At 52.9% G+C, this 26,435-nt stretch carries 22 protein-coding genes and 2 pseudogenes; 14 read left to right on the top strand and 10 right to left on the bottom strand.

The genetic code is table 11. The features are described 5' to 3' along the window. Positions 1–24: 24 nt before the first annotated feature. The 3 genes from ACQG19_RS13460 to tyrR all read left to right on the top strand — a co-directional run bounded on the left by ACQG19_RS13460 (position 25) and on the right by tyrR (position 4,126). A complete protein-coding gene (locus ACQG19_RS13460) occupies positions 25–1,422 on the top strand; it encodes a YcjX family protein (protein WP_246931681.1) in 1,398 nt (465 codons plus the stop codon). Continuing rightward, positions 1,419–2,471, top strand: a complete 1,053-nt coding sequence (locus ACQG19_RS13455; protein WP_013096420.1) for a YcjF family protein — start codon at positions 1,419–1,421, stop codon at positions 2,469–2,471. Before ACQG19_RS13460 ends, ACQG19_RS13455 begins: the two co-directional genes overlap by 4 nt. A gap of 113 nt (positions 2,472–2,584) precedes the next feature. Next, positions 2,585–4,126 carry a transcriptional regulator TyrR gene (gene tyrR, locus ACQG19_RS13450; RefSeq protein ID WP_013096421.1) on the top strand — a complete coding sequence of 514 codons (1,542 nt, stop codon included), beginning with the start codon at positions 2,585–2,587 and terminating at the stop codon, positions 4,124–4,126. 36 nt (positions 4,127–4,162) lie between these two features. Here the strand turns inward: tyrR and ACQG19_RS13445 are convergent, their stop codons facing one another. Both ACQG19_RS13445 and tpx read right to left on the bottom strand, forming a co-directional pair. Beyond that, complete coding sequence (locus ACQG19_RS13445; protein WP_013096422.1) at positions 4,163–5,371, bottom strand: aldose 1-epimerase family protein; 1,209 nt, start codon at positions 5,369–5,371, stop codon at positions 4,163–4,165. A gap of 319 nt (positions 5,372–5,690) precedes the next feature. Further along, positions 5,691–6,197 (bottom strand): thiol peroxidase, encoded by a 507-nt coding sequence (gene tpx, locus ACQG19_RS13440; protein ID WP_013096423.1) that lies wholly within the window; start codon positions 6,195–6,197, stop codon positions 5,691–5,693. Positions 6,198–6,304: 107 nt separating this feature from the next. Between tpx and ycjG the strand changes: the two genes are divergently transcribed. Then, positions 6,305–7,270, top strand: a complete 966-nt coding sequence (gene ycjG, locus ACQG19_RS13435; protein WP_246931683.1) for an L-Ala-D/L-Glu epimerase — start codon at positions 6,305–6,307, stop codon at positions 7,268–7,270. Here the strand turns inward: ycjG and mpaA are convergent. Beyond that, a complete protein-coding gene (mpaA, locus tag ACQG19_RS13430; RefSeq protein WP_013096425.1) occupies positions 7,261–7,974 on the bottom strand; it encodes a murein tripeptide amidase MpaA in 714 nt (237 codons plus the stop codon). The genes ycjG and mpaA overlap by 10 nt on opposite strands. 182 nt (positions 7,975–8,156) lie before the next feature. Here mpaA and ACQG19_RS13425 point away from each other — a divergent pair, with 182 nt between their 5' ends. From ACQG19_RS13425 to ACQG19_RS13400, 6 genes and pseudogenes are all read left to right on the top strand, one after another. Then, positions 8,157–9,773, top strand: a complete 1,617-nt coding sequence (locus ACQG19_RS13425; protein WP_246931685.1) for a peptide ABC transporter substrate-binding protein — start codon at positions 8,157–8,159, stop codon at positions 9,771–9,773. Between the two features lie 584 nt (positions 9,774–10,357). Beyond that, positions 10,358–10,849, top strand: coding sequence for a type VI secretion system contractile sheath small subunit (gene tssB, locus ACQG19_RS13420; RefSeq protein WP_013096428.1), 492 nt, complete (start codon positions 10,358–10,360; stop codon positions 10,847–10,849). A 41-nt stretch (positions 10,850–10,890) separates the two neighbouring features. Then, positions 10,891–12,426 carry a type VI secretion system contractile sheath large subunit gene (gene tssC, locus ACQG19_RS13415; protein ID WP_246931687.1) on the top strand — a complete coding sequence of 512 codons (1,536 nt, stop codon included), beginning with the start codon at positions 10,891–10,893 and terminating at the stop codon, positions 12,424–12,426. Positions 12,427–12,443: 17 nt separating this feature from the next. Beyond that, a pseudogene (gene tssK, locus ACQG19_RS13410) lies at positions 12,444–13,094 on the top strand (type VI secretion system baseplate subunit TssK); the annotation flags it as partial. After that, positions 13,092–14,177, top strand: coding sequence for a VasL domain-containing protein (locus tag ACQG19_RS13405; RefSeq protein ID WP_407200892.1), 1,086 nt, complete (start codon positions 13,092–13,094; stop codon positions 14,175–14,177). The pseudogene tssK and the gene ACQG19_RS13405, both read left to right, overlap by 3 nt. A 119-nt stretch (positions 14,178–14,296) precedes the next feature. After that, a complete protein-coding gene (locus ACQG19_RS13400) occupies positions 14,297–14,776 on the top strand; it encodes a hypothetical protein (RefSeq protein ID WP_102752480.1) in 480 nt (159 codons plus the stop codon). Between the two features lie 34 nt (positions 14,777–14,810). Here the strand turns inward: ACQG19_RS13400 and ACQG19_RS13395 are convergent, their stop codons facing one another. From ACQG19_RS13395 to ACQG19_RS13380, 4 genes are all read right to left on the bottom strand, one after another. Next, positions 14,811–15,374 carry a DJ-1/PfpI family protein gene (locus tag ACQG19_RS13395; RefSeq protein WP_222168501.1) on the bottom strand — a complete coding sequence of 188 codons (564 nt, stop codon included), beginning with the start codon at positions 15,372–15,374 and terminating at the stop codon, positions 14,811–14,813. Positions 15,375–15,591: 217 nt separating this feature from the next. Continuing rightward, positions 15,592–15,810, bottom strand: coding sequence for an Ecr family regulatory small membrane protein (locus ACQG19_RS13390; RefSeq protein ID WP_020689199.1), 219 nt, complete (start codon positions 15,808–15,810; stop codon positions 15,592–15,594). Further along, on the bottom strand, positions 15,807–17,039 hold the full coding sequence (locus tag ACQG19_RS13385; protein WP_222168438.1) for a sensor domain-containing diguanylate cyclase: 1,233 nt from the start codon (positions 17,037–17,039) through the stop codon (positions 15,807–15,809). Before ACQG19_RS13385 ends, ACQG19_RS13390 begins: the two co-directional genes overlap by 4 nt. 83 nt (positions 17,040–17,122) lie before the next feature. Then, the gene (locus tag ACQG19_RS13380) at positions 17,123–19,261 is read right to left on the bottom strand and encodes a putative bifunctional diguanylate cyclase/phosphodiesterase (protein ID WP_222168437.1); all 2,139 of its coding nucleotides are present in this window, start codon (positions 19,259–19,261) and stop codon (positions 17,123–17,125) included. Between the two features lie 455 nt (positions 19,262–19,716). Here ACQG19_RS13380 and ACQG19_RS13375 point away from each other — a divergent pair, with 455 nt between their 5' ends. The 4 genes from ACQG19_RS13375 (at position 19,717) to dbpA (ending at position 23,834) form a co-directional block, all read left to right on the top strand. After that, positions 19,717–20,871 carry a methyl-accepting chemotaxis protein gene (locus ACQG19_RS13375; protein WP_065187069.1) on the top strand — a complete coding sequence of 385 codons (1,155 nt, stop codon included), beginning with the start codon at positions 19,717–19,719 and terminating at the stop codon, positions 20,869–20,871. 120 nt (positions 20,872–20,991) lie between these two features. Continuing rightward, a complete protein-coding gene (zntB, locus tag ACQG19_RS13370) occupies positions 20,992–21,975 on the top strand; it encodes a zinc transporter ZntB (protein WP_029882921.1) in 984 nt (327 codons plus the stop codon). Positions 21,976–22,268: 293 nt separating this feature from the next. Continuing rightward, positions 22,269–22,433, top strand: coding sequence for a hypothetical protein (locus ACQG19_RS13365; protein WP_283841960.1), 165 nt, complete (start codon positions 22,269–22,271; stop codon positions 22,431–22,433). A 27-nt stretch (positions 22,434–22,460) separates the two neighbouring features. Beyond that, on the top strand, positions 22,461–23,834 hold the full coding sequence (gene dbpA, locus ACQG19_RS13360; RefSeq protein WP_246931689.1) for an ATP-dependent RNA helicase DbpA: 1,374 nt from the start codon (positions 22,461–22,463) through the stop codon (positions 23,832–23,834). 46 nt (positions 23,835–23,880) lie between these two features. Here dbpA and ttcA read toward each other — a convergent pair whose 3' ends face one another. From ttcA to ACQG19_RS13345, 3 genes and pseudogenes are all read right to left on the bottom strand, one after another. Continuing rightward, entirely contained in the window at positions 23,881–24,816 is a 936-nt protein-coding gene (gene ttcA / locus ACQG19_RS13355) for a tRNA 2-thiocytidine(32) synthetase TtcA (RefSeq protein ID WP_013096454.1), read from the bottom strand. 37 nt (positions 24,817–24,853) lie between these two features. After that, positions 24,854–25,100 (bottom strand): annotated as a pseudogene (locus ACQG19_RS13350) (site-specific integrase); the annotation flags it as partial. A gap of 93 nt (positions 25,101–25,193) precedes the next feature. Then, positions 25,194–25,412, bottom strand: a complete 219-nt coding sequence (locus tag ACQG19_RS13345; RefSeq protein WP_032618552.1) for a YgdI/YgdR family lipoprotein — start codon at positions 25,410–25,412, stop codon at positions 25,194–25,196. Between the last annotated feature and the right edge of the window lie 1,023 nt (positions 25,413–26,435).

Raw genomic sequence — 26,435 nt, 5'->3', positions numbered from 1 at the left:
GGCTTCCAGCGACGAAGGACGGCGATGAAGCGACTTAAAAACGAACTCAACTCTCTGGTGAACCGCGGCGTCGATCGCCATTTGCGTCTGGCGGTCACCGGGCTTAGCCGCAGTGGCAAAACGGCGTTTATCACGGCGATGGTTAACCAGCTGCTGAACCTGCACGCCGGGGCACGCCTGCCGCTGCTCAGTGCGGTGCGGGAAGAGCGTCTGCTGGGCGTTAAGCGCGTTCCCCAGCGCGATTTCGGTATCCCTCGCTTTACCTATGATGAAGGGCTGGCACAGCTTTACGGTGACCCACCCGCGTGGCCGACACCCACGAGAGGGGTGAGTGAAATCCGTCTCGCGCTGCGTTTTCGTTCCAATGAATCATTGATGCGCCACTTCAAGGATACCTCCACGCTCTATCTGGAGATTGTGGATTACCCGGGCGAATGGCTGCTCGATTTACCCATGCTGGCGCAGGATTATCTCAGCTGGTCGCGACAAATGACCGGTTTGTTACAGGGTCACCGCGCGGAGTGGTCGGCAAAATGGCGGCAGTTATGCGCAGGATTAGATCCGCTGGCACCCGCAGATGAGAACCGCCTGGCGGCGATTGCCGAAGCCTGGACGGATTATCTGCATCAGTGCAAACAGGAAGGGCTGCACTTCATCCAGCCAGGACGGTTTGTTTTGCCGGGCGACCTGGCGGGTGCGCCTGCGCTGCAGTTCTTCCCGTGGCCCGACGTGGATGGCGTGGGAGAGGCAAAGCTGGCGCAGGCAGACAAGCACACCAACGCCGGGATGCTGCGCGAGCGCTACAACTACTACTGTGAAAAAGTGGTGAAAGGTTTTTATAAAAACCACTTTTTACGTTTCGATCGTCAGATTGTACTGGTGGACTGCCTGCAACCGCTCAACAGCGGGCCGCAGGCTTTCAACGATATGCGCCTGGCGCTGACGCAACTGATGCAAAGTTTTCACTACGGACAGCGTACGCTGTTTCGCCGCCTCTTTTCCCCGGTGATCGACAAACTGCTGTTTGCGGCCACCAAAGCCGATCACGTAACGGTTGATCAGCATGCCAACATGGTGTCGCTGTTGCAGCAACTGGTGCAGGACGCCTGGCAAAATGCGGCGTTCGAAGGGATCAGCATGGATTGTCTTGGGCTGGCTTCCGTACAGGCGACGCAAAGTGGGCTGATTGATCTTAACGGCGAGAAAATCCCGGCCCTGCGCGGGAATCGCCTCAGCGACGGCGAACCGCTGACCGTGTATCCGGGCGAAATGCCTGCACGCCTTCCGGGGCAGGCATTCTGGCAGAGTCAGGGCTTCCAGTTTGAAGCCTTCCGCCCACAGGTCATGACCGTCGATCAGCCATTACCGCACATTCGTCTGGATGCGGCGCTGGAGTTTTTGATTGGAGATAAATTGCGATGACGGAACCGTTAAAACCCCGCATTGATTTTACCGGGACGCTTGAGCAGGCGCAGCAGGAGGCCTTTAAAACGGCGCAGACGTTCAGCGGCGAGCAGGCAGAACATTTTGCGCCGGCCCTGACTGACGAGCCGTCCGTTGAGGAGGGCCAGGCGGAAGCGGTCGTTGAGGCTGCTTTACGTCCGAAACGTAGCCTGTGGCGTAAGATGGTTACGGCCGGGCTGGCGCTCTTCGGCGTAAGCGTGGTGGGACAAGGCGTGCAATGGGGTATCAACGCCTGGCAAACCCAGGACTGGGTGGCGCTGGGCGGTTGTGCTGCGGGGGCGTTGATCGTGGGGGCTGGCGTAGGGTCGGTTGTCACCGAGTGGCGTCGACTGTGGCGTCTGAGGCAGCGTGCGCATGAACGGGATGAGGCACGCGATCTGCTGCACAGCCACGGTACCGGAAAGGGCCGGGCATTCTGCGAAAAGCTGGCGGCGCAGGCGGGGATTGATCAGTCGCACCCGGCACTGCAGCGCTGGTATGCCGCCATTCACGAAACGCAAAATGACCGGGAGGTGGTGACGCTCTACTCGCATATGGTGCAGCCTGTGCTGGATGCTCAGGCGCGGCGCGAGATTAGCCGCTCTGCGGCGGAATCAACGCTGATGATCGCGGTCAGTCCGCTGGCGCTGGTGGATATGGCGTTCATCGCCTGGCGTAACCTGCGCCTGATAAACCGTATCGCCAGTCTTTACGGTATTGAGCTTGGCTACTACAGCCGGCTGCGGCTCTTTAAGCTGGTGTTGTTGAACATCGCCTTTGCCGGTGCCAGTGAGCTGGTGCGCGAAGTCGGCATGGACTGGATGTCGCAGGATCTGGCGGCCCGTCTCTCAGCGCGTGCCGCGCAGGGGATTGGGGCAGGGTTGTTAACCGCACGTCTGGGCATAAAAGCGATGGAAGTCTGCCGACCACTGCCATGGATCGACGGAGATAAGCCGCGCCTGGGCGATTTTCGTAGTGAATTGATTGGGCAGCTCAAAGAGACGCTCAATAAAAAACCGGTTCAGTAACCGGTTTGTTTACTTATCGTGCTGGCTGTCAATCTTTCTTGACAGCCATCTTCCGCATCACCGTGTTCTGACATATCATTTTAAGGTTATTGGCTTAAAACGGTGAATTTCCCATGCGTCTTGAAGTCTTCTGTGAAGACCGTCTCGGTCTGACCCGCGAGTTACTCGATCTCCTTGTTTTACGTAGCATTGATTTACGTGGCATTGAGATTGATCCTGTCGGGCGAATTTACCTCAATTTTGCCGAAATTGAATTTAATACTTTTAGCAGCCTGATGGCTGAAATCCGCCGTATCGCTGGCGTTACGGATGTACGCACCATTCCCTGGATGCCGTCTGAGCGTGAGCACCTCGCATTGAGCGCCTTGCTTGAAGCCATGCCAGAGCCTTTCCTGTCACTGGATTTGAAAAGCAAAGTTGAGCGGGTAAACCATGCGAGCTGCCAGCTGTTTGCCCAGAGCCAGGACAAGCTCACTCATCACCATGCCGCGCAGCTGATCCCGGGGTTTAATTTCCAGCGCTGGCTGGACAGCAACCCGCAAAATACGCATAGCGAGCATGTGGTGATCAACGGGCAGAATTTCCTGATGGAGATTACGCCGGTGTACCTGAAAGGAGAGAACGACACTCGCGTTCTGACCGGGGCCGTTATCATGCTGCGCTCTACCGTGCGGATGGGCCGTCAGCTGCAAAATCTCTCCAGCCAGGATGTGGGAGCGTTCAGCCAGATCATTGCCGTCAGCCCGAAAATGCGTCATGTGGTCGATCAGGCCCGTAAGCTCGCCAGCCTGACCGCGCCGCTGCTGATTACCGGTGATACCGGGACCGGGAAGGATCTGCTGGCCCACGCCGTGCATCTTGCCAGCCCACGCGCGGCAAAACCGTATCTGGCGCTGAACTGTGCCTCTATTCCTGAGGATGCGGTCGAAAGCGAGCTGTTTGGCCACGCCCCGGAAGGCAAAAAAGGCTTCTTCGAGCAGGCGAACGGCGGTTCCGTGCTGCTGGACGAAATTGGCGAAATGTCGCCGCGCATGCAGGCCAAACTGCTGCGCTTCCTGAACGATGGGACCTTCCGTCGCGTAGGGGAGGATCACGAAGTTCACGTGGATGTGCGCGTGATTTGTGCCACCCAGAAAAATCTCGTTGAGCTGGTACAGAAAGGGATGTTCCGGGAAGATCTCTACTATCGACTGAACGTGTTGACGCTAAACATTCCGCCGCTGCGCGATTGTCCGCAAGATATCATTCCGCTGACGGAGCTGTTTGTGGCACGCTTCGCCGACGAGCAGGGGGTACCGCGTCCGAAACTGTCAGCCGATCTGGGTACGGTGCTGACGCGCTACGGCTGGCCGGGAAATATTCGTCAGCTGAAAAATGCCGTCTATCGTGCGCTGACGCAGCTGGAAGGGTACGAGTTGCGTCCACAGGATATCCTGTTACCGGATTACGATGCCGGAACGGTATCGGTGGGCGAAGAGGCGATGGAAGGCTCGCTGGATGATATTACGAGCCGTTTCGAACGTTCCGTGCTGACACAGCTTTATCGCAGCTACCCAAGCACGCGTAAGCTGGCAAAACGCCTGGGGGTATCCCATACCGCGATTGCGAATAAGCTTCGTGAATATGGACTCAACCACAAGAAGGGTGACGAATAACGATAAAAGCCTCTGTAAAGAGGCTTTTTTTTGCACTTACTCTTTCGCCAGAGGCGTGGTAACTGCCTCGACTTTTGTCTCTCCCTGAATCCCCGCAATTTTCTGTTCAACCTCTTTCACCTGTTCCTTGCTGTGAAGCAGGGTATAGGTCAGGTCGAACTGCGTGCTGGCGCCAGGTTGTAGCTGCTTAACGCGTTTCTGCTCGCGTTCAATGGTAACGGGATAGGCGTAGCTGGTACCCGGCTCAATACCCGTGACATAGCCCTGTTTGAGCGTATCGGTATTTTTCCATAAGGTCAGGACAGGCAACTGCCGCGTGTCGAACTGAATTGACGCACCTTTGTCTCCCGCTTTATTGACCACTGCCGCCAGGGTTTCATGATTATTATCCGCGAGCGGTTTGATATTGAAGACCATTTCATCAAAGCCCTGAGTGGGGCCAGCGTAGGTTTGCCAGTTATCCAGACCCGCTTTGGCATAGTCATTGAAAGGACCAATGCTGGCGGCCGGCGCAAGGAAGCGGGCACCTTCTTCGAGGATTGGCGTACCAAAGTTGCTGTGATAGATAATCTGATAATCATGAGGATAATCAGCATGGTTGGTCAGAACATCATGCAGGCTGAACTGGTTGCTGCCCGGTACGTAACGCAGTTCGGTCATCGTCTGCAGATCTGCTTTTTTAAACGTGCTCTCTTTGATTAATCCGCGAATGCGAATTTCATGCGGTGCGGCATCAGCAACATCGACTTCCACCTGCGACGCAGGCGTATTTCCCGCCTTGCCGTGCAGGGTATAAATCTGCCCGTCAGCCGTGACCGGGTGGCCTGTCCATTCATAGCCGCAACGAACCATCATTTCGTTGAAACCTTCCAGCCAGCCAAGTCCGTTTCGACTTTCCAGATTGATATAGGCCGGATTCACCACCTCTTTGACAGGCGAATCCCACCCCATTCGGGTACCAAAGCCTTCGACATGCAGCAGATTCATCCCACGCGTCGGGCTGAGGGTAATTGTCAGACCATTTTTGCTGCTTATAACGATTACCTTGCTGCCTTCCTGCTTGCCACCATGCAGGATTTTTTGCTCGATGCTGAAAGGCTGTCCCTGAAACTTCAGCTCATCGCTGGAAATTTTCCAGTTTCCTTTCTCCACGCCGCTTTCAGCGCTTGTCAGCACCCAGGTTTTAGCGGCGGCATGTCCAGATATCAGTACCGCAAGGACCGTAAAAGCCAGTTTAATATTCATATTTAATCCCTTTTGCTGAAACGATTTTTTATCACGTAAGCAAATCTAATGTTTAGGCGAGAAGGGAAATGTGACGGGCTTCACTGGCGGAGAAATTGCGGTTTTTAAACCTTTATTATGTGTTAGCGATCTCATTATGGTGAGAATGGAACGTTTTTATTTCATGATATATGTGATTTTAGAACGTTTTTGCTTTAACGATTCAGCTATTGAGGCAATAAAAAACCCCGCATCGGCGAGGTTTGGAACGCAAGGTCTATTCTTAAATAAACCTTTTATTTCATTACATTGCTAAGCTTTATAAAATGCCTGTAAATAATCAGGCTTTCAGTGATTCCAGCGCAGCGGTGTAGTCAGGTTCGGTGGTGATTTCGTTGACCAGTTCGCTGAACACGACGTTATCGTTTTCATCGATTACCAGCACGGCACGCGCCGCCAGGCCTTTCAGTGGGCCTTCAGCAATGCCAACGCCGTATTTTTCCAGGAAATCCGGGCTGCGCAGAGTTGAAAGGGTGATGACGTTGCTCAGACCTTCAGCACCGCAAAAGCGGGACTGCGCGAATGGCAGGTCTGCTGAAACGCACAGCACCACGGTGTTGTCCATTTCAGTGGCCAGCTGGTTGAATTTGCGCACGGATGCGGCACAGACGCCGGTATCAATGCTTGGGAAAATGTTCAGTACTTTGCGTTTGCCAGCAAACTGGCTCAGTGTGACGTCAGACAGATCTTTAGCCACCAGAGTAAAAGCCTGCGCTTTGCTGCCAGCCTGAGGAATGGAACCTGCTACAGCAACCGGGTTGCCCTGGAAATGAACGAGTTGTGACATAGATATCTTCCTGTTTACATATAGTTAACGTCGAGGCTAGTGTATGCCATCAGCGGATAACACGGCAAACCAATTTTTTCGCCTTACCGGGCTGCAAGGAGTCAGTGATGAGAAGCGTTAAGGTCTATGAAGAAGCCTGGCCATTGCATACCCCGTTTGTGATCTCCCGTGGCAGCCGAAGTGAAGCCTGCGTGGTGGTGGTCGAAATAGAAGAAGAAGGGGTTAAAGGGGTTGGTGAATGCACGCCTTATCCTCGCTACGGAGAAAGCCTTGCCTCGGTGATGGCGCAAATTATGACCCTGGTACCTGACCTGCAAACCGGGTTGACGCGTGAGGCGTTACAGCAGCGTTTACCTGCCGGGGCGGCCCGTAATGCAATTGACTGTGCGCTGTGGAGTCTTGAGGCGGCGAAGCAGCAGATATCCTTACCGTCGCTGGTCGGCGTGACGCTTCCGGAGAAAGTGGTGACCGCGCAAACCGTGGTGATTGGCGAGCCGGAGCAGATGGCCGCCAGCGCAAAAGCGCTCTTTGAGGCTGGCGCCACGCTGCTGAAGGTGAAACTCGACGATCGCTTGATCAGTGAACGCATGGTCGCCATTCGCGCGGCGGTGCCGGACGCCACGCTGATTGTCGACGCCAACGAGTCATGGCACCCGGAAGGGCTGGCCGCGCGCTGCCAGCTGCTGGCCGATCTGGGTGTGGCTATGCTGGAGCAACCGCTTCCCGTACAGGATGATGCGGCATTGAAGAACTTTATCCACCCGCTGCCGATCTGCGCCGATGAAAGCTGCCATACCCGCGACAGTCTCGACGGTTTAGCGGGCTGCTATGAGATGGTGAATATCAAACTCGATAAAACCGGTGGGCTGACCGAGGCGCTGGCGCTGGCGTCGCAGGCACAGGCGAAGGGGTTTACGTTGATGCTGGGATGCATGCTCAGTACTTCCCGGGCGATTAATGCGGCGCTACCGCTGGTGAATCAGGTCCGGTTTGCCGATCTTGATGGCCCGACCTGGCTGGCAGTTGACGTTTCGCCTGCGCTCACCTTCACCAGCGGAGTGCTTCATCTCTGAGGCTGCCAGCGCAGAAGATCTACCATCGCTTTCAGGTATTTTTCGCTGGCTTCGTCGGAAGATATCGGGGGGAATTCAGCGGTGATGCAGTGCAAATCCAGATCGGCGCACCAGCTACCAAATGACCCCGGTGTTTCATAGCCGACGCTGCTGACCAGAGGCAGGGCAAAGGCATCGGCAAGCCACTGTCCCAGCGCGGAGTGACGGGGATCTTCAATACAGGCCAGTGGATCGTGAAATGAGACAACCCACGCGGGGTGGATCTTGTGGATTAACTGGCAGAGCGCCTGTGTTTCTGGCTCTGAGCCGGGTTTTTCTCCCGTCAGTAACACCACGTCACGCTCTTCAGCCGAGCTGTTCCAGCGGTATACCGTTTCACCGGCGCGCCAGTTGGCCGCCGGGAAGTTGCGGTTTAAATCTATCCCTCTCGCATTCGCCCTCAGCCCAAGCTGACAGCCATCCGGGTTGACGGTCAGGATCACATGATGCCGGCGTAGTGTCGGTGCAAGGGTGCGTAACGCGCAGGAGAGGGTGACGATCGAGGAGTTCTCATCGCCGTGCGTTCCCGCAATAATCAGGCCGCTATGACGATCGGCATCCGGTGCGGGAAACCAGATTAGCGGTGCACCTAAGAAAGACTGGCCATAATGTTCGGTGCCTGGCGGGAAAGCGCCACGTTCCGTTCTTGGTCGGGTAACTGCCATAGGAAATCCTGATAAAGAAGTGCTTACTGGCAGTGTTGTGCAAAACCCACGTTTAATCAAATAGTTTCATCGAAGAACGAAGATTGCCAGATATCACCTTTCCGGCTTAAGGTATTTGCATTTCGCCGTTTCGAAACAAATAATTACGCATTCGCGTATTACCGATTTCTAAAGGGGATCTCATGAAGCATCCTGTTTCGCTGCTTTTTTCTGCACTGTGCCTTTGCGGGCTATCGTCATTTTCTTACGCTGCTGATGTGCCAAAGGGGACGGTGCTGGCGCAAAAACAGGAGCTGGTCAGACACATCAAAGACGAGCCCGCGTCGCTTGACCCGGCCAAGGCCGTGGGGCTACCCGAGATTCAGGTGATTCGCGATCTGTTTGAAGGCCTGGTCAATCAGAATGAGAAAGGGGAGTTGACGCCGGGCGTGGCGACGCGCTGGCAGAGTAACGATAACCGCATCTGGACATTTACCCTGCGCGATGATGCAAAATGGTCTGACGGCACGCCAGTCACGGCGCAGGATTTTGTCTACAGCTGGCAGCGTCTGGTTGACCCGAAAACCACCTCGCCGTTTGCCTGGTTTGCTGCTCTGGCAGGCATTAACAACGCTCAGGCGATTATTGATGGCAAAGCCGCGCCCGATACGCTGGGGGTAACGGCGGTGGATGCCAGAACGTTACGCGTTCAGCTCGATAAACCGCTGCCGTGGTTTAGCAACCTGACGGCAAACTTCGCGTTCTATCCGGTTCAGAAAGCGAACGTCGAAAGCGGTATAGAGTGGACGCGTCCGGGCTCCCTTGTGGGCAATGGTGCCTATGTGCTGAAAGATCGTGTGGTGAATGAGAAGCTGGTCGTTGTGCCGAATACCCACTACTGGGATAACGCGAAAACTGTTCTCCAAAAAGTGACGTTTATTCCGATCAATCAGGAGTCTTCCGCCACCAAACGCTACCTGGCAGGTGATATTGATATCACCGAGTCGTTCCCGAAAAACCTGTACCAGAAATTGCTCAAGGATATTCCTGGACAGGTATACACGCCGCCGCAGCTGGGAACGTATTACTATGCATTTAACACGCAAAAGGGCCCGACCGCCGATTCCCGCGTGCGTCTGGCGCTGAGTATGACCATCGATCGCCGGATTATGGCGGAAAAAGTGTTAGGTACGGGAGAAAAACCAGCCTGGCATTTCACGCCTGATGTGACGGCAGGTTTCACGCCAGAGACATCGCCATTTGAGCAGATGTCGCAGCAGGAGCTAAACGCGCAGGCCAAAACCTTGCTGCAGGCGGCGGGGTATGGTCCTCAGCGTCCACTGAAGCTGACCCTGTTGTATAACACTTCAGAGAATCATCAGAAAATCGCGATTGCGGTGGCTTCGATGTGGAAGAAGAACCTGGGAGTAGACGTCAAACTGCAAAACCAGGAGTGGAAAACCTATATCGATAGCCGAAACACAGGGAATTTTGATGTGATCCGCGCGTCCTGGGTCGGGGACTACAACGAGCCATCTACCTTCCTGTCGCTGCTGACATCAACCCACAGCGGCAATATCTCCCGCTTTAACGACCCGGCTTACGATAAGATCATCAATCAGGCGACGCTTGAAACCACCGCGGAAGCCCGTAATGCGGATTACAACCGGGCGGAGAAGATCCTCACGGAAAAAGCGCCAATTGCGCCGATCTACCAGTACACCAACGGACGTCTGATTAAACCCTGGGTGAAGGGATATCCGATCAATAATCCTGAAGACGTGGCGTACAGCCGTACGATGTATATTGTGAAGCACTGAAAAACGAGAGTCCGCTAATTTATTTCCCCTCCTGATACTGCGCTGGCCCGATATCACGTGCCAGCGCTTTTCTGTTCATTCTAGATCGTGAAGATGGCGCTGCATTGATACTGTGTTTTACAGCGCTGGGTATTGCTCTGTTTTTTTAATTAAGAGAAATATTCATATTTTGAATATATTGCATTTCGTTAAAAAAAATTGTCCATTATTGGACTTTTTAATGGGTTACGCGTCTTGCGGCAGCGTGTAAACATTGATGCGGGTCATATTATTAGGTGGCGCTGTAGATATTTTCTCTCGTATTGATTTAAATCAATAACGTTGCTTTGTTTGGATATGGATCTTCATTTTTTCACAGAAATAGCCACTAATGCTGACTATTTTCGGAGTTGTGGTTGATATTTCTTTATGAAAAGGCATGCTGCAAAACCATATTTTATTTCTATAGAGTAAAATTCTTAAGGAATGTCTTAATTTGGCCTTTGATTCCAGGTAGTTGATCTATTGTAGCGTTTTGTTCTAATATCGATTTATTCAGAAACGTCGTTAACTTCAACAAATATTCCTTAAGGAAAGGGACTGCTATGGCTGATACGTTCCAGAACGAAGTGCCTAAGGCACGCATTAATTTAAAACTTGCATTGCATACCGGAGGGGCGCAGAAGAAAGTTGAGCTACCCCTTAAATTACTCACTGTCGGTGATTTCAGTAACGGTAAAGAGAGCAGACCATTATCTGAAAGAAAGAAAATTAACGTCAACAAAAATAACCTCAACAGTGTACTTTCGGAATTTAACCCGGAGGTCAATATGACGGTTCCGAATACGCTGGCGGGTGAGCGTACGGAAGAGAATGTGACGCTGCGCTTTTCAGATATGAAAGATTTTGAACCCGAACAGGTGGCCCGACAAATTCCTCAGCTTCGTGCCATGCTGGCGATGCGTAATTTATTACGTGACCTCAAGTCCAATCTGCTGGATAACGCCACTTTCAGAAAAGAGCTCGAGAAAATTCTTAAGGACCCGGCGCTGTCTCAGGAATTACGTAACGAAATGAGTGCCCTGGCCCCGAAATAAAAACGGGCGCGTCTTTTAATGGATTAAACGAGAGAATGCTGATGTCTGTTAATACTGAAAATGGCTCCGCGCAGGGGCAGACCACTGTGCTGGAAAAAGAGAGCGTCTACGCCTCCCTGTTCGACAAAATCAACCTGACCCCGGCCACAAGCCTGGGCGATATCAATGCGTTTCTGGACGATGCCGCACTGTCTGATGCTCCGGCAGGTGAGCGCCTGACAGCGGCAATGCAGGTATTTATGGACTGCATCCGCAAATCCGGCCAGCCAGTGGAAAAACTCGATAAAACCCTGATTGACTACCATATTGCAGAGCTGGATTTCCAGATCAGCCGCCAGCTGGATGCGGTGATGCATCATGCAGAATTCCAGAAAGTGGAATCCCTGTGGCGCGGCCTGAAGCAGCTGGTGGACAACACCGACTACCGCCAGAACGTGAAAACGGAAATTCTGGATGTGTCAAAAGAGGATCTGCGCCAGGACTTCGAAGATGCGCCGGAACTTATCCAGAGCGGCCTGTACTGGCACACCTATACCGCTGAATACGACACCCCGGGCGGCGAGCCGATTGGCTCGGTTATTTCAGCGTACGAATTTGACGCAAGCCCGCAGGACGTGGCGCTGTTGCGCAATATCTCGAAAGTCTCTGCCGCCGCGCATATGCCATTTATCGGTGCCGTCGGGCCGAAATTCTTCCTCAAGGAATCGATGGAAGAGGTGGCCGCGATTAAGGACATCGGTAACTACTTCGACCGTGCCGAATACATCAAATGGAAATCCTTCCGCGACACCGACGATGCCCGTTATATCGGCCTGGTGATGCCGCGCGTGCTGGGGCGTCTGCCTTACGGTCCGGACACGGTGCCGGTGCGCAGTTTCAACTACGTTGAGCAGGTGAAAGGTCCGGACCACGAAAAATACCTGTGGACAAGCGCATCTTTCTCCTTCGCCTCCAACATGGTGAAGAGCTTCATCAACAACGGCTGGTGCGTGCAAATTCGTGGCCCGCAGGCGGGCGGGGCGGTGAAAGACCTGCCGATCCACCTGTACGATCTGGGTACCGGCAACCAGGTGAAGATCCCGTCGGAGGTGATGATCCCGGAAACCCGCGAGTTTGAATTCGCTAACCTGGGCTTTATACCGCTGTCGTACTACAAGAACCGTGATTACGCCTGCTTCTTCTCGGCAAACTCGGCGCAGAAACCGGCGCTGTACGATACCGCCGACGCCACTGCCAACAGCCGCATCAATGCCCGTCTGCCGTATATCTTCCTGCTGTCGCGCATTGCGCACTACCTGAAGCTGATTCAGCGCGAAAATATCGGTACGACGAAAGATCGCCGTCTGCTGGAGCTGGAACTCAATACATGGGTACGCAGTCTGGTGACCGAAATGACCGATCCGGGCGACGAACTGCAGGCCTCACACCCGCTGCGCGATGCGAAGGTGGTGGTGGAAGATATTGAGGACAACCCGGGCTTCTTCCGCGTGAAGCTGTTCGCGGTGCCGCACTTCCAGGTGGAAGGCATGGATGTGAACCTGTCGCTGGTGAGCCAGATGCCGAAAGCGAAAGCGTAAGTTAAGGCAGGAAGCCAATGAAAACGGAACAACCGTTATGGGGCAGGGGCCAGATGGTCTCTCCCCAGCACTTCCAGCAACAGGCCGCGTATGCGGCCTGGTCTGCGGAATGCATCGCCCGGTTAGGTCTCTCCCATCCCTGGGGAGTGATTGATGCCACTTTCGAACCGGATGCACTGAAACTGGGCCGCCTGCAGGCTCGTCATCTGCACATTCGTTTCCCTGACGGGACGCTTATCGACACTGATAATGCTGACGATCTGCCACCGGTGCTGGCGCTTGAGAGTGGATCACAGGATGCGGTGGTGGTGCTGGCCCTCCCGCTGCTGCGGGCGAATGGCGGCAACTGTCTTACACCTGATGCGGTGGCCGAACGCCCTGTTCGCTATCGCCAGCGCTGGCGGGATATCCGCAACGCTTTTGGGGACGACACCCGCCAGATTGCGGTGATGAAACCTGAGCTGACGCTGCGGTTTACCTGTCAGGACAACAGCGATTATCTGACCTGCCCGGTTGCCCGCCCGCAGCAGGATTCGCAGGGAGCATGGTTACTGGATGAGACGTTTCTTCCACCACTGCTGGCTCTGCAGGGCAGTCGCTGGCTGATGACCCAACTGGAACAACTGATGAGCCAGCTACGTGTACGCCTGAGTCGGCTGTACGGCATGAACGAAGGACTGGCAATACTGGACGCACTCCTCTCCCGCCAGTGGGACAATATCTGGCCGCAGCCTGTGCATGCGCGTATGGAAATTCTCAGCGCGCTCAGCAGGCGGTTACAACAGACGATGCGCACCCTCACGCTGACCTGTATTGACCTCAGCCAGTTGTACCAGACAGAAGAGCACCTGAACGCACTGGGCGACATATTGCAGCGTCTTGAACTGAGGCATGCCAGCCAGCTCGATGCCCTGCGTACCCAGGTCCATAACGCGGCGGTACGGCTGGAAAACAGCGACGGCGGGCAGGAGGCGGGCGGTGCTGTTCTCCCGGCCAGCTTTACGACCCCGGCAGAACACGTCAGGTGGGTCTATGTCGCGCAGCCGGAGCCGCTGCCGGACAGGCAGGTGATGACCGCGCCGCCTCCGGTGAAGCCCTGGAAGCCATTTGTCGCCGGAATGGCGACCATGCTGGTGATTGCCAGCTCAGTGGCATGGGGATGGCAGACGATGCATACACCAGACCCGGCTCAAACACAGCTCGATGCCACTCTGGCGCCTTTACCTGACGAATTATCCAAAGCGCAGTTGCAGGCGCTGCGACAAGCGTCACTATCACCCGTGGCAGGGCTTAGCAAGACGCAAAATCGGCTCGCACAGCTTAGGGAACTGAAACCTGACTGGGCATGGCGCTACGGCGATAGCCTGGTGCAGCAGGCGCTGATCCTTTGGCCGCAAGAGGCGAAACCGCTGGCGCAACAGTGGCAGCAGCAGGTTAACGTTGCTGCACTTCCGCAGCCATATCTGGCTGGCTGGCATCAGGGAATGACCCAATTGCAACAACTGGCGAACCGGCTTAACGCACTTGATGAACATCGGGGTAAGTACATGACGGTCAGCGAGCTGAAATCAGCGGTATTTACCATGATGCAGGCATTTAACAGTGCCGTGCCTGCAGAGGAACAACTGCGGCAGCTGGCAGATCTTCCTGAAAACCAGCCGTGGCCTGCCGCGCAGCAGAGCCAGACAGAACAGCATCTGCAGCAGTTGATTGCCCGTTATGCCCTGATGAAACAAAAAACGGCGGAATAGCTACAAAGGGTTCCCTCGTTTAAGAAGGCGAGGGAGCATCCGGGAAGATAAAAATGGCCGGTCAGCGCAGGGGGCGCAGATCCTGGTTTAACCGTGTGAAAATGAACAGAGGCAACAACGTGTCAGCCAGAGAACGTTTCTTTAAAAAAGTGCAACAGAGTAGCAAGAACACAACGTCAGGTAACACCTCAGTTGAGGCTGAAATCGTTGAATTCTGCGAGCGGTTAGAGGGGCTGGCGCAGCAAATCATTGAGTGGTTTGCGGGCACCAGCATTGAAGTCACGTTATCACGTCAGTATCTTCATGATCTGAGCACATTAGGTTATAGCCTGAGTAGCGGAATTTGCCGCTATGAGATAGCGACTATCCTTCTGCAGAATGGCGAGCGTAGTGTCAGTATCGTGCCAGAGCAGCTCTTTCGTGCAGGAGAAATGGGTTGTGTAAGAATGCGTGTTGAAGCTCCGGGATTTCGTGAGGTGTTTTATCTGAGCATGGCGCCGGAAGCGGGCTGGTTTATCCGGCGCGAGTTTCAGAGCATTAAAGAACGCGCTCTTTTGACGGAAGAACGCTTTTTTGTTGCGGTCGATCGTCTGGCTTGAAGAGATTATGTAAGGAGCAGGTTGCCTTGCAGGCCTATTCCAACAACTTCGCAAATTTCGCCAGCCACTGCGGATGCGCAGGCCAGGCCGGCGCGGTGACCAGGTTACCGTCAACGTGAGCCTGATCGATACCGATATCGGCGTACTCGCCGCCCCTGAGTCGCACTTCAGGCGCACAGGCCGGGTAGGCGCTACAGGTTCGTCCTTTTAAGATCCCGGCGGCGGCCAGCAACTGTGGGCCATGGCACACGGCCGCAATCGGTTTGTGCGCGGCATCAAATGCCTGCACCAGCTTCAATACGTCATCATTTAACCGCAGGTATTCAGGCGCTCTGCCGCCAGGGATCAGCAGGGCGTCATAGTCCTGCTCGTTAACGGCGGAAAAATCGGCATTGAGGATAAAACGGTGACCCGGTTTTTCGCTATAGGTCTGAGCACCGTCGAAATCATGGATAGCGGTCATGACATAGTCACCCTTCGCTTTATCCGGGCAGACGGCGTCAACCTGATGGCCAATCATCTGTAAGGCCTGAAAAGGGACCATGGTTTCGTAATCTTCGGCGTAATCGCCCACCAGCATCAGGATCTTCTTGCTCATCATTTTCTCACTTTTATGGTTAACGACGTTTTAGATATAGCCTGGTGTAGCGCAAATGTCGGAAATAAAAAAGCCCGTCAGAGCACGGGCAAAATAAGCAAGTGATTTAGCAATTCGTTACCAACATAATGGAGGATAACGGCGCATATCTTACGCGCCTGTTGAGTTGGCCGATACCTGATAATTTCGGTAGGTGAAACAACGGATTAAACGTGCGTTACAGCGCGTCGAAAGTGGGGTAAATGCTGTTTTCAATATATTCCGCCACTAACCAGATCTCGCCGCTGAAGATAAACCAGAATCCGAAAATAATAAGCATTAAAATAATTATGGTGAGGATTATTTCTGTTCTTCCCATTGCAGACGATACCCACCCATAGTCTTTTTCATCAAGATGGGCATTGTAGCGGGGCTTTATCCGATACACCAGTTTCATGCCGCCAGGACTTTATTACGGCCATCATTCTTGGCGCGATAAAGCGCGTCATCTACCCGTTTAAAGAGATCGTCGATACTCTCATCCTGGTTGTGCCGCGCCACGCCAATGCTGACCGTAAATCGCGGCAGGCCGGGGATCGAGATGCGGGCAACCGCTGCCCGGATCGTTTCGGCGATTTGTAATGCAGTATCGAGAGAGGTGCGTGGCAGCAGAATGACAAACTCCTCGCCTCCCCAGCGGAACACGAAATCCTCTTTTCGGCTACAGGCCTCCAGGGTACGTGAAAGTGCGATGAGCACTTCATCCCCCTTCAGATGACCAAAAACGTCGTTGATATTCTTAAAGTGATCGGTATCCACCAGCAGTAAACTGAATTGCTGCTGTAGAGGCAGGTGCGTGAGATTCATTTGCTCAGCGATAATATAGAACTGTCGCCGGTTGAGCAGGCCCGTCATGGCATCCTGTAACGCGGCATGTTCCAGCTCAAGCTCCAGCCTTTTTTGCTCGGTGATGTCATGGATAATGCACAACATCAGTTTATCCCCGTAGATCTCAATTGGTCCGGCATAGGTCTGAACATGGCGGGTTGATCCATCGGCAAGGCGGTGCACAAAGTTGAGTGGCTTATGCCCACCCGGCAGAGCGGCGATTTCGCTCATCACTGGAATCACATCGCGCCCCAGAGTGTTGATCTCCCAGGTATGCTTGCTGCACATCTCCTCGTGCGAGTAGCCATAAAAATTAAGCGCGGCGAGATTGGCATCAACAATTTGGCCGTCGCGAGCAGGGTCGATCAGCAACATCGGGGCGCTGTTTGTCAGAAAAAAGCGAGCATAGAATCCTTGCTTTTTTCGCTGGTAAGTAGCGGAGCGGCTCGCTTTAAGCCCGGTCGGTGCCGGATGTGAAATCCCTTCAAAAACGATAATGTCGCCGTACGGCGCATGGTGGGTCAGCGAAAGACGACAGCTCAACGCGGTTTCATGCCCGTCGCGCCAGACTGTCCAGATCTCGATAATCTCCTGGTCCGTTTTCAACTCAGGGATATACATCGACAGCACGTCTTGCGCATTGGCTGAGAAAGCGCCTTTTCGCAGATCATCCAGCGTTTTATCCCCCATCACCTGAACCGCGGCCGTATTCGCAAAAATAATATGGCCAGAAACGGGGGAGATCAGCCACACGGGGGTTTTAATGACATTCAGCGCATCAAAATAATTTTGCGACATAAGGAATTCCTGTACATCGGCACAATATGCCTGACGATCACGACGGAATCGACTCGCGTGGACTCCTCTGAACCATACTCCAGTTAACCCTGTGTAGCATGATTTTTTTGTGAAACAAAAGCGGATTCCGAATGAATTTTACCAATTGGTATAATCTGTTTCTGTGAATTAATCTGCAGCAGTAGCCACGGGATCTGTTCGGCAGGCAAAGGTCTGGCGAACAGAAAACCCTGCAAATAATCACACCCGAGCTCTGTTAACACCGCTCGTTGCTCTTCTGTTTCGATCCCTTCGGCAACAACATACATCTCCATGGTCCGGGCAATATTAATAATGGTCTCCACCAGCTTGCGGCTTTTCTCATTTTCCAGCATTGACGTCACAAAGCTTTTGTCGATTTTGAGCTCTTTTGCCGGAAGCACGCTGAGCATAAGCAGATTAGAATAACCGGTGCCAAAATCATCAATAGAGACGGTGATCCCGGCCTGGTTGAATGCACTCAGTAATTCGATACTGCGGTCGAGATTTTTAAGGGCAGTGCTCTCCGTGACCTCAAGGATGAGCCGGGAAGGTGAAAGATTATATTTCTGCAACAGAGACGATATGGTCTGAAAGATATCCGGCTGTTCAAACTGAACAGGGGATAAGTTAAAAGACAACGTCCAGTGGGCAAAACCTTGTTCAGTCCAGAAATGCAGCTGACGGCATGCGGCCTCAATCGCCCAGTTACCCACGGGAATAATTAATCCCGTCTGTTCAAGCGAAGGTAAAAACAGATTCGGCAGTAGCACGCCTTGTTCGGGATGTCGCCAGCGAAGAAGCGCCTCAAAGCCGTGGATAGTTCTCTCTTCAGCGTGCCAGGTGGGTTGATACCACAGCTCAAACTGATCGCGCTCAAGCGCCTGCGTGAGTTCCTGCAAAAAACCGGGGTTAGCCGGGATCGCCGTCGACATCTCTGTCCGGTAGACCGCCCAGTCGTTTTGGCCTTGCTTTTTAACGTACTGCATTGCCGCATCTGCTTTTAGCTTTAACTCATGCAGCGTTTCGCCATCCTGCGGATAACGACTGACGCCTGCGCTGAGCGTTGTACTCAGCGTATGCCCGCATACGGAAAGCGGGCGGCGCACATCGTCGAGCAGCGTTGAGAGGAGGGACTGGAGTTTGTCGTCATCACATTCTGGAACCAGCAGAATAAAAGCATCGCCCCCCAATCTTGCCAGGGTCATCTCACGGGTAAGCCTCGCCGTGATGCGCTGCGCAATGGTGATTAACAACTCATCCCCGACGTTATGTCCCCAGGTGTCATTAACCTGTTTAAAGTGATCAACGTCGAGGAAGATCACGGCAAATTGTTTATTGCTAAGCAACGCGCTGCGCAGGCAATCCTGCATGCGTAGATCCATCTGGTGGCGATTAGCAAGGCCGGTAAGGGCATCAAACCGTGCCTGTAGTTCAAGCTGTCGATTGAGCGCCTGAAGGTTGTCCGTGAGCCGGTTGGTACGCCAGTGGGAATCAATGAGTGAGATAATCAACATCATGCCGAGCAGGCACAGCGTGGTGACCGACACCCCTATCGATAATCCCAGTTCGCTGATACCGCCGGGTAGGGTATGAGCCATATCACTGAACTGAGCGGCCCGCATGCCAGTGTAGTGCATGGCACAGATGGCAGCGCCCAGAACTAAAGCGGCGAGAATGCGATTGATAAAGATCCCTTTTCGCTGATGCCGCAGGTGAAAGGCCAACCAGAGCGCGGCACCGGAGGCCATTACGGCAATTAATATGGATAAACCGATGATGGGGTGATCCCAGATGATGGGGCTGTCCAGCATCAGTGCGGCCATACCGATATAGTGCATTGATACCACGCCTGCGCTCAGAATTAAGGTAGAGAGAAGCAGTCTGAAGGGAGAAAGGCGAGTGCCCGTGACGGCAATATTCATTGCCAGCATAGACGCCACCACCGCGACGCCCATTGAGGCGAGGGTTAACCAGAGGTTGTAGCTCATGATCATGGGCATTTTCATCGCTAACATACCAATGAAATGCATCGACCAGATCCCGACGCCCAGCGTAAGCCCTCCGGCAAAACGCCAGAACAGAGCGGCCTTTCCGCTGGAAAGCGGGATTTTCCCGGCATTCTCCAGGGACACAAACGAGGCGATAAAGGCCACAAGATAAGAGATGGCTATTAACACTGGGTCCCACGATACATTGAGCATTATGCAATCCCACGCCAAAGGGGTTACTGATTTCGCCAACCGGGACAGATCTTTATCTGGTGCGTGCAGGCGAGTTCAAACAATATTAGTTATAGGGTACGTAAAACGGCCCGCACTATTAAAACGCAAAACTTTAAGCAATATAAAATATATTCTCAGTTCTAACTTGTTAAGCACAGCTAAACAAGGGCAGTTAATTGCAACAAAGTCTCTAAAATAGGGTGGTGATTAACCCCCTTAGCCGCAGGTGATGGTATCGCTTAAGTTCGTGTCAGACCAGTATCACAGTATCCATGGTACAATATTTCCCACAATACGCTTTTTTTGTCTCACTTAAGTTAAATTGCAGGTTGCTAACTGCGAAACGACAAAGCACCGCTATTCGTGAGGACAAACGCCAGTACGAATGCTATAAACCTTAATGCCGACCAAAATATTAAGTTGTGGGAATAATCATGCTAAAAAATATTAGTGTCAGAACCTTCATTGTCTATTTCCTTTTGTCTCTTTTTTTGCTAAACGCAGCTGTCGTCTTTCTATTTACCGGCGCATCGTCACTCTTAATAACGCTCAATGTAATAAATGTGATTGCTCTTTTTTTACTCTGGATTTACATGACCCAATATCTTGTGACACCGATCAATACTGTGAAAAAAAGTATTGAAGAAGTCACGGCAGGGAATCTTGGCGTGACAATCCCCGAGTTTGGCAACAACTGCGCAGGGCGTTTAATTCCCGGGATTAACAGCCTTTCGGGCAATATTGCAACACTGGTCCGGGAAATCAGGGCGTCGTCACAAACCGCCATGACCTTATCGGATCAACTCTCCTCACGCAGCGCGCAGCTATCGGTGAAAACGGAGCAGCAATCGGCTTCTCTGGTGCAAACCGCAGCCAGCATGGAGCAGATGGCTGCGAGCACCAAAAACAATGCTGATAACACCCGACTCGCCAGTGAACAGGCCAATCAGGCAACGCTTCAGGCACGTAAGGGGGGCGAGCTGATGGGGCAAGTTGCTCACAATATGCAATCGATCACCGAATGCGCACAGCAAATGACGGAAATCATCTCAATGATCGACGGCATTGCCTTCCAGACCAATATCCTTGCGCTTAACGCGGCCGTTGAGGCGGCAAGGGCGGGAGACCACGGAAAAGGCTTCTCTGTGGTCGCGGAGGAGGTGCGAAATCTGGCACACCGCAGCGCGGAAGCAGCGAAGAACATCAAAACGCTGATTGATGTCACCAGCAATAACGTTACACAGGGCGTGACGGTAGTGTCAGAAGCGGAAAAAAACATGCGTGAGATTGTGGCCGGCTCCGGCAATGTCAGCCGTCTGATGGATGAAATTTCCAGTTCCACATCCGAGCAGGAGAAGGGAATTTCACAGATTACGCTGGCATTATCAGAGCTGGAAAGGGTTACGCAAAGCAATGTGGCAATGGCGGAGGAACTTAACGGATCCTCTGACGTGCTGCGCAATCAGGTTATCGAACTGCAGTCACGGACACGCAATTTCCGGCTCGACGGGGGATACGCGGCTGATAGTTCGTTATCTACACCGGTTGTTCCGCTGGCGTTCCCGCAGCGACAAGGACATTCCGCCTGAAGGGACACCGCCGTTATCCGTACAATTCCCGAGCGATTTCAGCGCCATGCGGAACATAGTGGTTGCGTAACCTCTGCCGAAAGCTAGACTGACAACGAAAAGCTAAAAGGTGGAGGCGTTGTGGAGAGCATAAAAGGGTCTGAACTGAACGTTCCTGACGCAGTGTTTGCGTGGGTGTTTGACGGTAAAGGCGGTGCCCGGCCGCTGGAAGACAACGACGTGATCGATCACGCGCATCCCTGCTGGTTACACCTGAACTATACCCATCCGGACAGCGCTGAATGGCTGGCATCCACCCCTTTACTGCCAAACAACGTGCGTGATGCCCTGGCAGGGGAAAGCCTGCGGCCACGCGTGAGCCGGATGGGTGACGGTACGTTGATCACGCTTCGCTGTATTAACGGCAGCACGGATGAACGTCCCGATCAGCTGGTGGCGATGCGCGTCTATATGGATGATGGGCTTATTGTTTCCACTCGGCAGCGTAAAGTGCTGGCGCTGGATGACGTGGTAAACGATCTGAAAGAGGGCACCGGGCCGACCGACTGCGGCAGCTGGCTGGTGGATGTCTGCGATGCGCTTACCGATCACGCGAGCGAGTTTATCGAAGAGTTGCACGATAAAATTATCGATCTGGAAGATAACCTGCTCGACCAGCAGATACCGCCGCGCGGTTTCCTGGCGTTACTGCGCAAGCAACTGATTGTGATGCGTCGCTACATGACGCCACAACGTGATGTATATGCCCGTCTGGCCAGCGAGCGTCTCAGTTGGATGAATGACGACCAGCGCCGCAGAATGCAGGACATTGCTGACAGGCTGGGACGCGGGCTGGATGAAATTGATTCCTGTATTGCCAGAACCGCAGTAATGGCGGATGAGATAGCACAGGTGATGCAGGAGTCGCTGGCCAGAAGAACCTACACGATGTCGCTGATGGCAATGGTCTTTTTACCCAGTACCTTTCTGACCGGTCTGTTTGGCGTAAACCTGGGCGGCATTCCCGGCGGTGCTTATCGCTACGGCTTTACCGCGTTTTGCGTCATGTTAGCTGCTTTGATTGGCGGTGTTGCATGGTGGTTGCATCGTAGTAAATGGTTGTAAATTTACGCTTTTTCCACCTTTTGCGCGGATCAAAACGCTCTTTTAATTGAGCAAAGTCAATAAACAGAAACCGTGTAAGGTGCATTATTACTCCCGCAGGTGAATGCAACGTCAAGCGATGGGCGTTGCGCTCCATATTGTCTTACTTCCTTTTTTGAATTACTGCATAGCACAATTGATTCGTACGACGCCGACTTTAATAGTCGGCTTTTTTTTTGCCTCCCGTTTCTCAGGGTCTACCCTAAAAGGGTCAATCCAAAAAACTGGAGGGAAAGATGAACCATCTACTCGCGCTGCAACGGCTGCATTCACGGCAGTCCGATCCGGTCCCGACCGACCCAACGCCCATGCCCGATCCCATTCCTCGTCCGCAGCCTATGCCCGACCCGCCCCCCGATGAAGAACCGATTAAATTGTCGCATCGAACCCCGAGATCTGCGAGGATACGCGCCATCTGACCGCAAAGATGACCACGAGAGACTATTGTGACCGCTTTTTCTACCCTGAATGTTCTGCCTGCCGCCCAACTCGATAACCTCAACGAGTTGGGATACCTCACGATGACGCCTGTTCAGGCGGCCGCATTACCCGCCATTCTTGAGGGGCGCGATGTTCGCGTACAGGCAAAAACCGGCAGTGGGAAAACGGCAGCGTTCGGTCTTGGACTGTTACAGCATACTGATGCCACTCTGTTCCAGACCCAGTCTCTGGTTCTGTGCCCGACCCGCGAACTGGCTGACCAGGTCGCGGGTGAGTTGCGTCGTCTGGCGCGCTTCCTGCCCAACACCAAGATCTTAACCCTCTGCGGCGGACAGCCGTTCGGGGCGCAGCGTGATTCTCTCCAGCATGCGCCTCATATTATTGTCGCGACACCTGGCCGTCTGCTGGATCATCTGCAAAAAGGCACCGTTTCACTGGATGCCCTGCAAACGCTGGTGATGGATGAAGCGGACCGTATGCTGGACATGGGCTTCAGCGACGCGATCGACGAAGTGATCCGCTTCGCGCCGGAAGATCGTCAGACATTGTTATTCTCTGCGACCTGGCCTGACGCTATCGCTGCAATCAGCGGTCGTGTACAAAAAAATCCGCTGACAATTGAAATCGACAGCGTGGTTGCGCTGCCTGCCATCGAGCAGCAGTTCTTTGAAACCTCGCAGCAGGGCAAAATCCCGCTTCTGCAGAAAGTGCTGAGCCAGCACCAGCCCGCCTCCTGCGTGGTGTTTTGTAATACCAAAAAAGATTGCCAGGCGGTGTGTGATGCCCTGAATGCCGCCGGGCAAAGCGCGCTGTCATTGCATGGCGATCTGGAACAGCGCGATCGTGACCAGACGCTGGTTCGCTTCGCGAACGGCAGCGCCCGTGTGCTGGTTGCAACCGATGTCGCCGCACGCGGGCTGGACATTAAATCGCTGGAACTGGTTGTTAACTACGAGCTGGCCTGGGATCCAGAAGTACACGTTCACCGCATTGGGCGTACCGCACGTGCCGGAAACAGCGGGCTGGCCATTAGCTTCTGCGCGCCGGAAGAGGCGCAGCGTGCCAATATCTTGTCTGAAATGCTGCAGATAAAGCTTAACTGGGTGAACACTCCGGGGAACGTTCGCGTTGTGCCACTCGAAGCCGAAATGGCAACGCTGTGCATTGATGGCGGCAAAAAAGCCAAGATGCGTCCAGGCGACGTATTAGGCGCGCTGACAGGGAACATGGGAATGGATGGCGCCGATATCGGCAAGATTACCGTTCATTCAGCACACGTATATGTGGCAATCCGCCAGGCGGTTGCGCATAAGGCATGGAAGCAGCTGCAAAACGGAAAAATTAAAGGCAAAACCTGCCGGGTCAGATTGCTGAAATAAGCGGCAGAAAAAACGCGTCTCAGACGGACTCTGAGACGCGACAGGATTATTTCACTTCAAGTACGTTCAGGCGCAGCTCGTCAAACTGATTATCATCCTCTTCCGGCTGCCAGCCTGCAGGCTGCATGGGGATCTCTTCCCGATCAAACGCCAGATCGCCGCCATTCACCACTTCTGAATCATGGTTGATGCCTTTGAAGTCAAACAGCTCAACATCCGCAAGGTGAGAAGGCACCACGTTCTGCATTGCGCTGAACATGGTTTCGATGCGCCCTGGATAACGTTTATCCCAGTCACGCAGCATGTCACCAATGACCTGGCGCTGAAGGTTCGGCTGAGAGCCACACAGGTTGCATGGGATAATCGGGAAAGCTTTCGCCTGGGAGAAGCGTTCAATGTCCTTCTCGCGGCAATAGGCGAGAGGGCGGATGACAATGTGTTTGCCGTCATCGCTCATCAGCTTAGGCGGCATGCCTTTCATCTTCCCGCCGTAGAACATGTTCAGGAACAGCGTTTGCAGGATATCGTCGCGGTGATGACCCAGCGCAATTTTGGTTGCGCCCAGCTCCGTCGCGGTCCGGTACAGAATGCCACGACGCAGACGAGAGCAGAGAGAGCAGGTGGTTTTGCCCTCCGGGATCTTCTCTTTTACGATACCGTAGGTGTTTTCTTCGACGATTTTGTACTCAACGCCCAGCTTATCGAGATATTCCGGCAGGATATGCTCAGGGAAACCCGGCTGTTTCTGGTCAAGGTTTACGGCCACCAGGGAGAATTTCACCGGCGCGCTCTGCTGAAGATTACGCAGGATCTCCAGCATGGTGTAGCTGTCTTTACCCCCTGACAGGCAAACCATGATGCGGTCGCCTTCTTCAATCATATTGAAGTCTGCAATGGCTTCGCCCACATTACGGCGCAGCCGCTTCTGCAGCTTGTTGAGGTTGTATTGTTCTTTCTTTGTATTTGATTGATTGTCTTGCATTTATTGCTACCTTCGGAGCCAGCAGGGGCAAAAATTTTCAGCGTGCCAGCTTATCGTTAAGCATCAGCACCTGTTCGCCATTCATTTTCCACGCATTCTATGCCGCAACTGTCTGGCTATGAAAGATGGGTTAACGCCGGCAGTCAATGCCAGCGGGCAAAAGTATGTCGCGTATGGTACGGATTCCGGCGGCGAATACCAGCACGTTTTACAGCGATGAAGGATATTGTGCCGACTTGCGGTAAAACGTAATCGGCTTTCTGTTCGCCATCAGCGAGACGTGGTCGTTAAAACAGATAACATACGGTGGGTAAGGGCAGGCAAGCTCCGCTCAATAAAATGGCGGAGCCAGTAAAACGGAAGGACAGATCAGGTGGTTACTTTTCTACAATCTCTTTCACATCCGATTGATGGATCTGATGAATGCTGCCATCTGCATCTTTGTATGAAATTAAACCGGTGTCTTTATCTCGCTCTGGTTTTCCATGTGTGGTCATCATATGTCCATCTTTGGTCGATATAACATAATCACTTGAGCACCCTGTTATTGCTAACGCGACACCTAATGCCAAAAATGCAAAAATACCACCCTTCATATTAACCTCTAATTAACTTTATAGTTACAATCGTTTTAATACAGCATTATTTAACAACAGTGAATTGCAACGCTTCGTCAACGAAAGGGAATTTCCATTTAAAGAAAAAAAGAGCAATAAACGGCCACAGCGTATCCGTATATGTGGCGTTTAATCTTGTGCTTCTTTTTGAAATCCGTCTTTTTTTAGATGTAATCCTTTATGACTATTTCCGTTGCTCTTCATTCGCATCAGTATTGATTTAACTTGTATCACTGCTTATTATCTTGCGTTTCAGCGTATGGGAATGTGCAGCTCGCATGCGACTTTACTGACGTGCTGGCAGCTAGGATTAGACAATCACTGGCGAACGATTCCCTTAAGATGATATCCCACTGGAAGGGGTGAAAGTGTTTAAGTTAAGTTCTTTTGGTTTTATGATTTTATTGTGCTCAGGGTGTAGTTCTGATGTGGTTATCACTCCTGCGGAAAAACCGGTTTATAAGCCAATGCCTGATATAACGCAATCTGTAACACCGTCTCAGCAACGGGCGATCATGGCTGGTGAACGTCCCGACTGGACAGACAGAGCACCGGTCATCACGACCAGGCGTTATTGATTTCTGCTTATCATCTTCAGGCTGCATAGCGCAGCGATTTCATAAGTAGTAGAGAACAACCCGGGACCTCACGATGGGGTCCTGCATGCTGATACGTAGCTTTAACGTGGCCTGCACGAATAGCCACTTAAACTGCACTGTGTTGAGAGTCTATTCATCTTCAGGCTATTAAGCTGTTTTCCCCGTACAAAGCAGGAGGGAAACGGTGATGGCTGTTTTAAAAGTATGTCTTTTAGTTGGGTGCTTCCTGGCGGGTTGTGTCTTGTATCTTCATCTTTTTACGTCAATGAAGGAAGCATGCATAAAAGATACGGCAGGAGAAGTGTTTCACGTGCGTCAGGTTGAAAATGCTACTGATTGTCAGTCTTTTAACTGGAGCACGTATATACAGTGTGGCTATTTTTAGTCGTAAATATAACAAATG

The sequence above is a fragment of the Enterobacter cloacae complex sp. 277I4 genome (assembly GCF_050031465.1).
Lineage (GTDB): Bacteria > Pseudomonadota > Gammaproteobacteria > Enterobacterales > Enterobacteriaceae > Enterobacter > Enterobacter cloacae.
This window is presented reverse-complemented; position numbering and strand designations above follow the sequence as displayed.

What these genes read in the sequence shown, in the direction of transcription:
- ycjG (WP_246931683.1), top strand. Translation starts at nt 6,305, where the DNA reads ATGAGAAGCGTTAAGGTCTATGAAGAAGCCTGGCCATTGCATACCCCG.
- ACQG19_RS13460 (WP_246931681.1), top strand. Translation starts at nt 25, where the DNA reads ATGAAGCGACTTAAAAACGAACTCAACTCTCTGGTGAACCGCGGCGTC.
- ACQG19_RS13395 (WP_222168501.1), bottom strand. Translation starts at nt 15,374, where the DNA reads ATGAGCAAGAAGATCCTGATGCTGGTGGGCGATTACGCCGAAGATTAC.
- ACQG19_RS13405 (WP_407200892.1), top strand. Translation starts at nt 13,092, where the DNA reads ATGAACGAAGGACTGGCAATACTGGACGCACTCCTCTCCCGCCAGTGG.
- ACQG19_RS13385 (WP_222168438.1), bottom strand. Translation starts at nt 17,039, where the DNA reads ATGTCGCAAAATTATTTTGATGCGCTGAATGTCATTAAAACCCCCGTG.
- ACQG19_RS13390 (WP_020689199.1), bottom strand. Translation starts at nt 15,810, where the DNA reads ATGAAACTGGTGTATCGGATAAAGCCCCGCTACAATGCCCATCTTGAT.
- ACQG19_RS13380 (WP_222168437.1), bottom strand. Translation starts at nt 19,261, where the DNA reads ATGCTCAATGTATCGTGGGACCCAGTGTTAATAGCCATCTCTTATCTT.
- tssB (WP_013096428.1), top strand. Translation starts at nt 10,358, where the DNA reads ATGGCTGATACGTTCCAGAACGAAGTGCCTAAGGCACGCATTAATTTA.
- ACQG19_RS13375 (WP_065187069.1), top strand. Translation starts at nt 19,717, where the DNA reads ATGCTAAAAAATATTAGTGTCAGAACCTTCATTGTCTATTTCCTTTTG.
- tssC (WP_246931687.1), top strand. Translation starts at nt 10,891, where the DNA reads ATGTCTGTTAATACTGAAAATGGCTCCGCGCAGGGGCAGACCACTGTG.
- ACQG19_RS13455 (WP_013096420.1), top strand. Translation starts at nt 1,419, where the DNA reads ATGACGGAACCGTTAAAACCCCGCATTGATTTTACCGGGACGCTTGAG.
- ACQG19_RS13345 (WP_032618552.1), bottom strand. Translation starts at nt 25,412, where the DNA reads ATGAAGGGTGGTATTTTTGCATTTTTGGCATTAGGTGTCGCGTTAGCA.
- tyrR (WP_013096421.1), top strand. Translation starts at nt 2,585, where the DNA reads ATGCGTCTTGAAGTCTTCTGTGAAGACCGTCTCGGTCTGACCCGCGAG.
- ACQG19_RS13425 (WP_246931685.1), top strand. Translation starts at nt 8,157, where the DNA reads ATGAAGCATCCTGTTTCGCTGCTTTTTTCTGCACTGTGCCTTTGCGGG.
- ttcA (WP_013096454.1), bottom strand. Translation starts at nt 24,816, where the DNA reads ATGCAAGACAATCAATCAAATACAAAGAAAGAACAATACAACCTCAAC.
- ACQG19_RS13445 (WP_013096422.1), bottom strand. Translation starts at nt 5,371, where the DNA reads ATGAATATTAAACTGGCTTTTACGGTCCTTGCGGTACTGATATCTGGA.
- mpaA (WP_013096425.1), bottom strand. Translation starts at nt 7,974, where the DNA reads ATGGCAGTTACCCGACCAAGAACGGAACGTGGCGCTTTCCCGCCAGGC.
- tpx (WP_013096423.1), bottom strand. Translation starts at nt 6,197, where the DNA reads ATGTCACAACTCGTTCATTTCCAGGGCAACCCGGTTGCTGTAGCAGGT.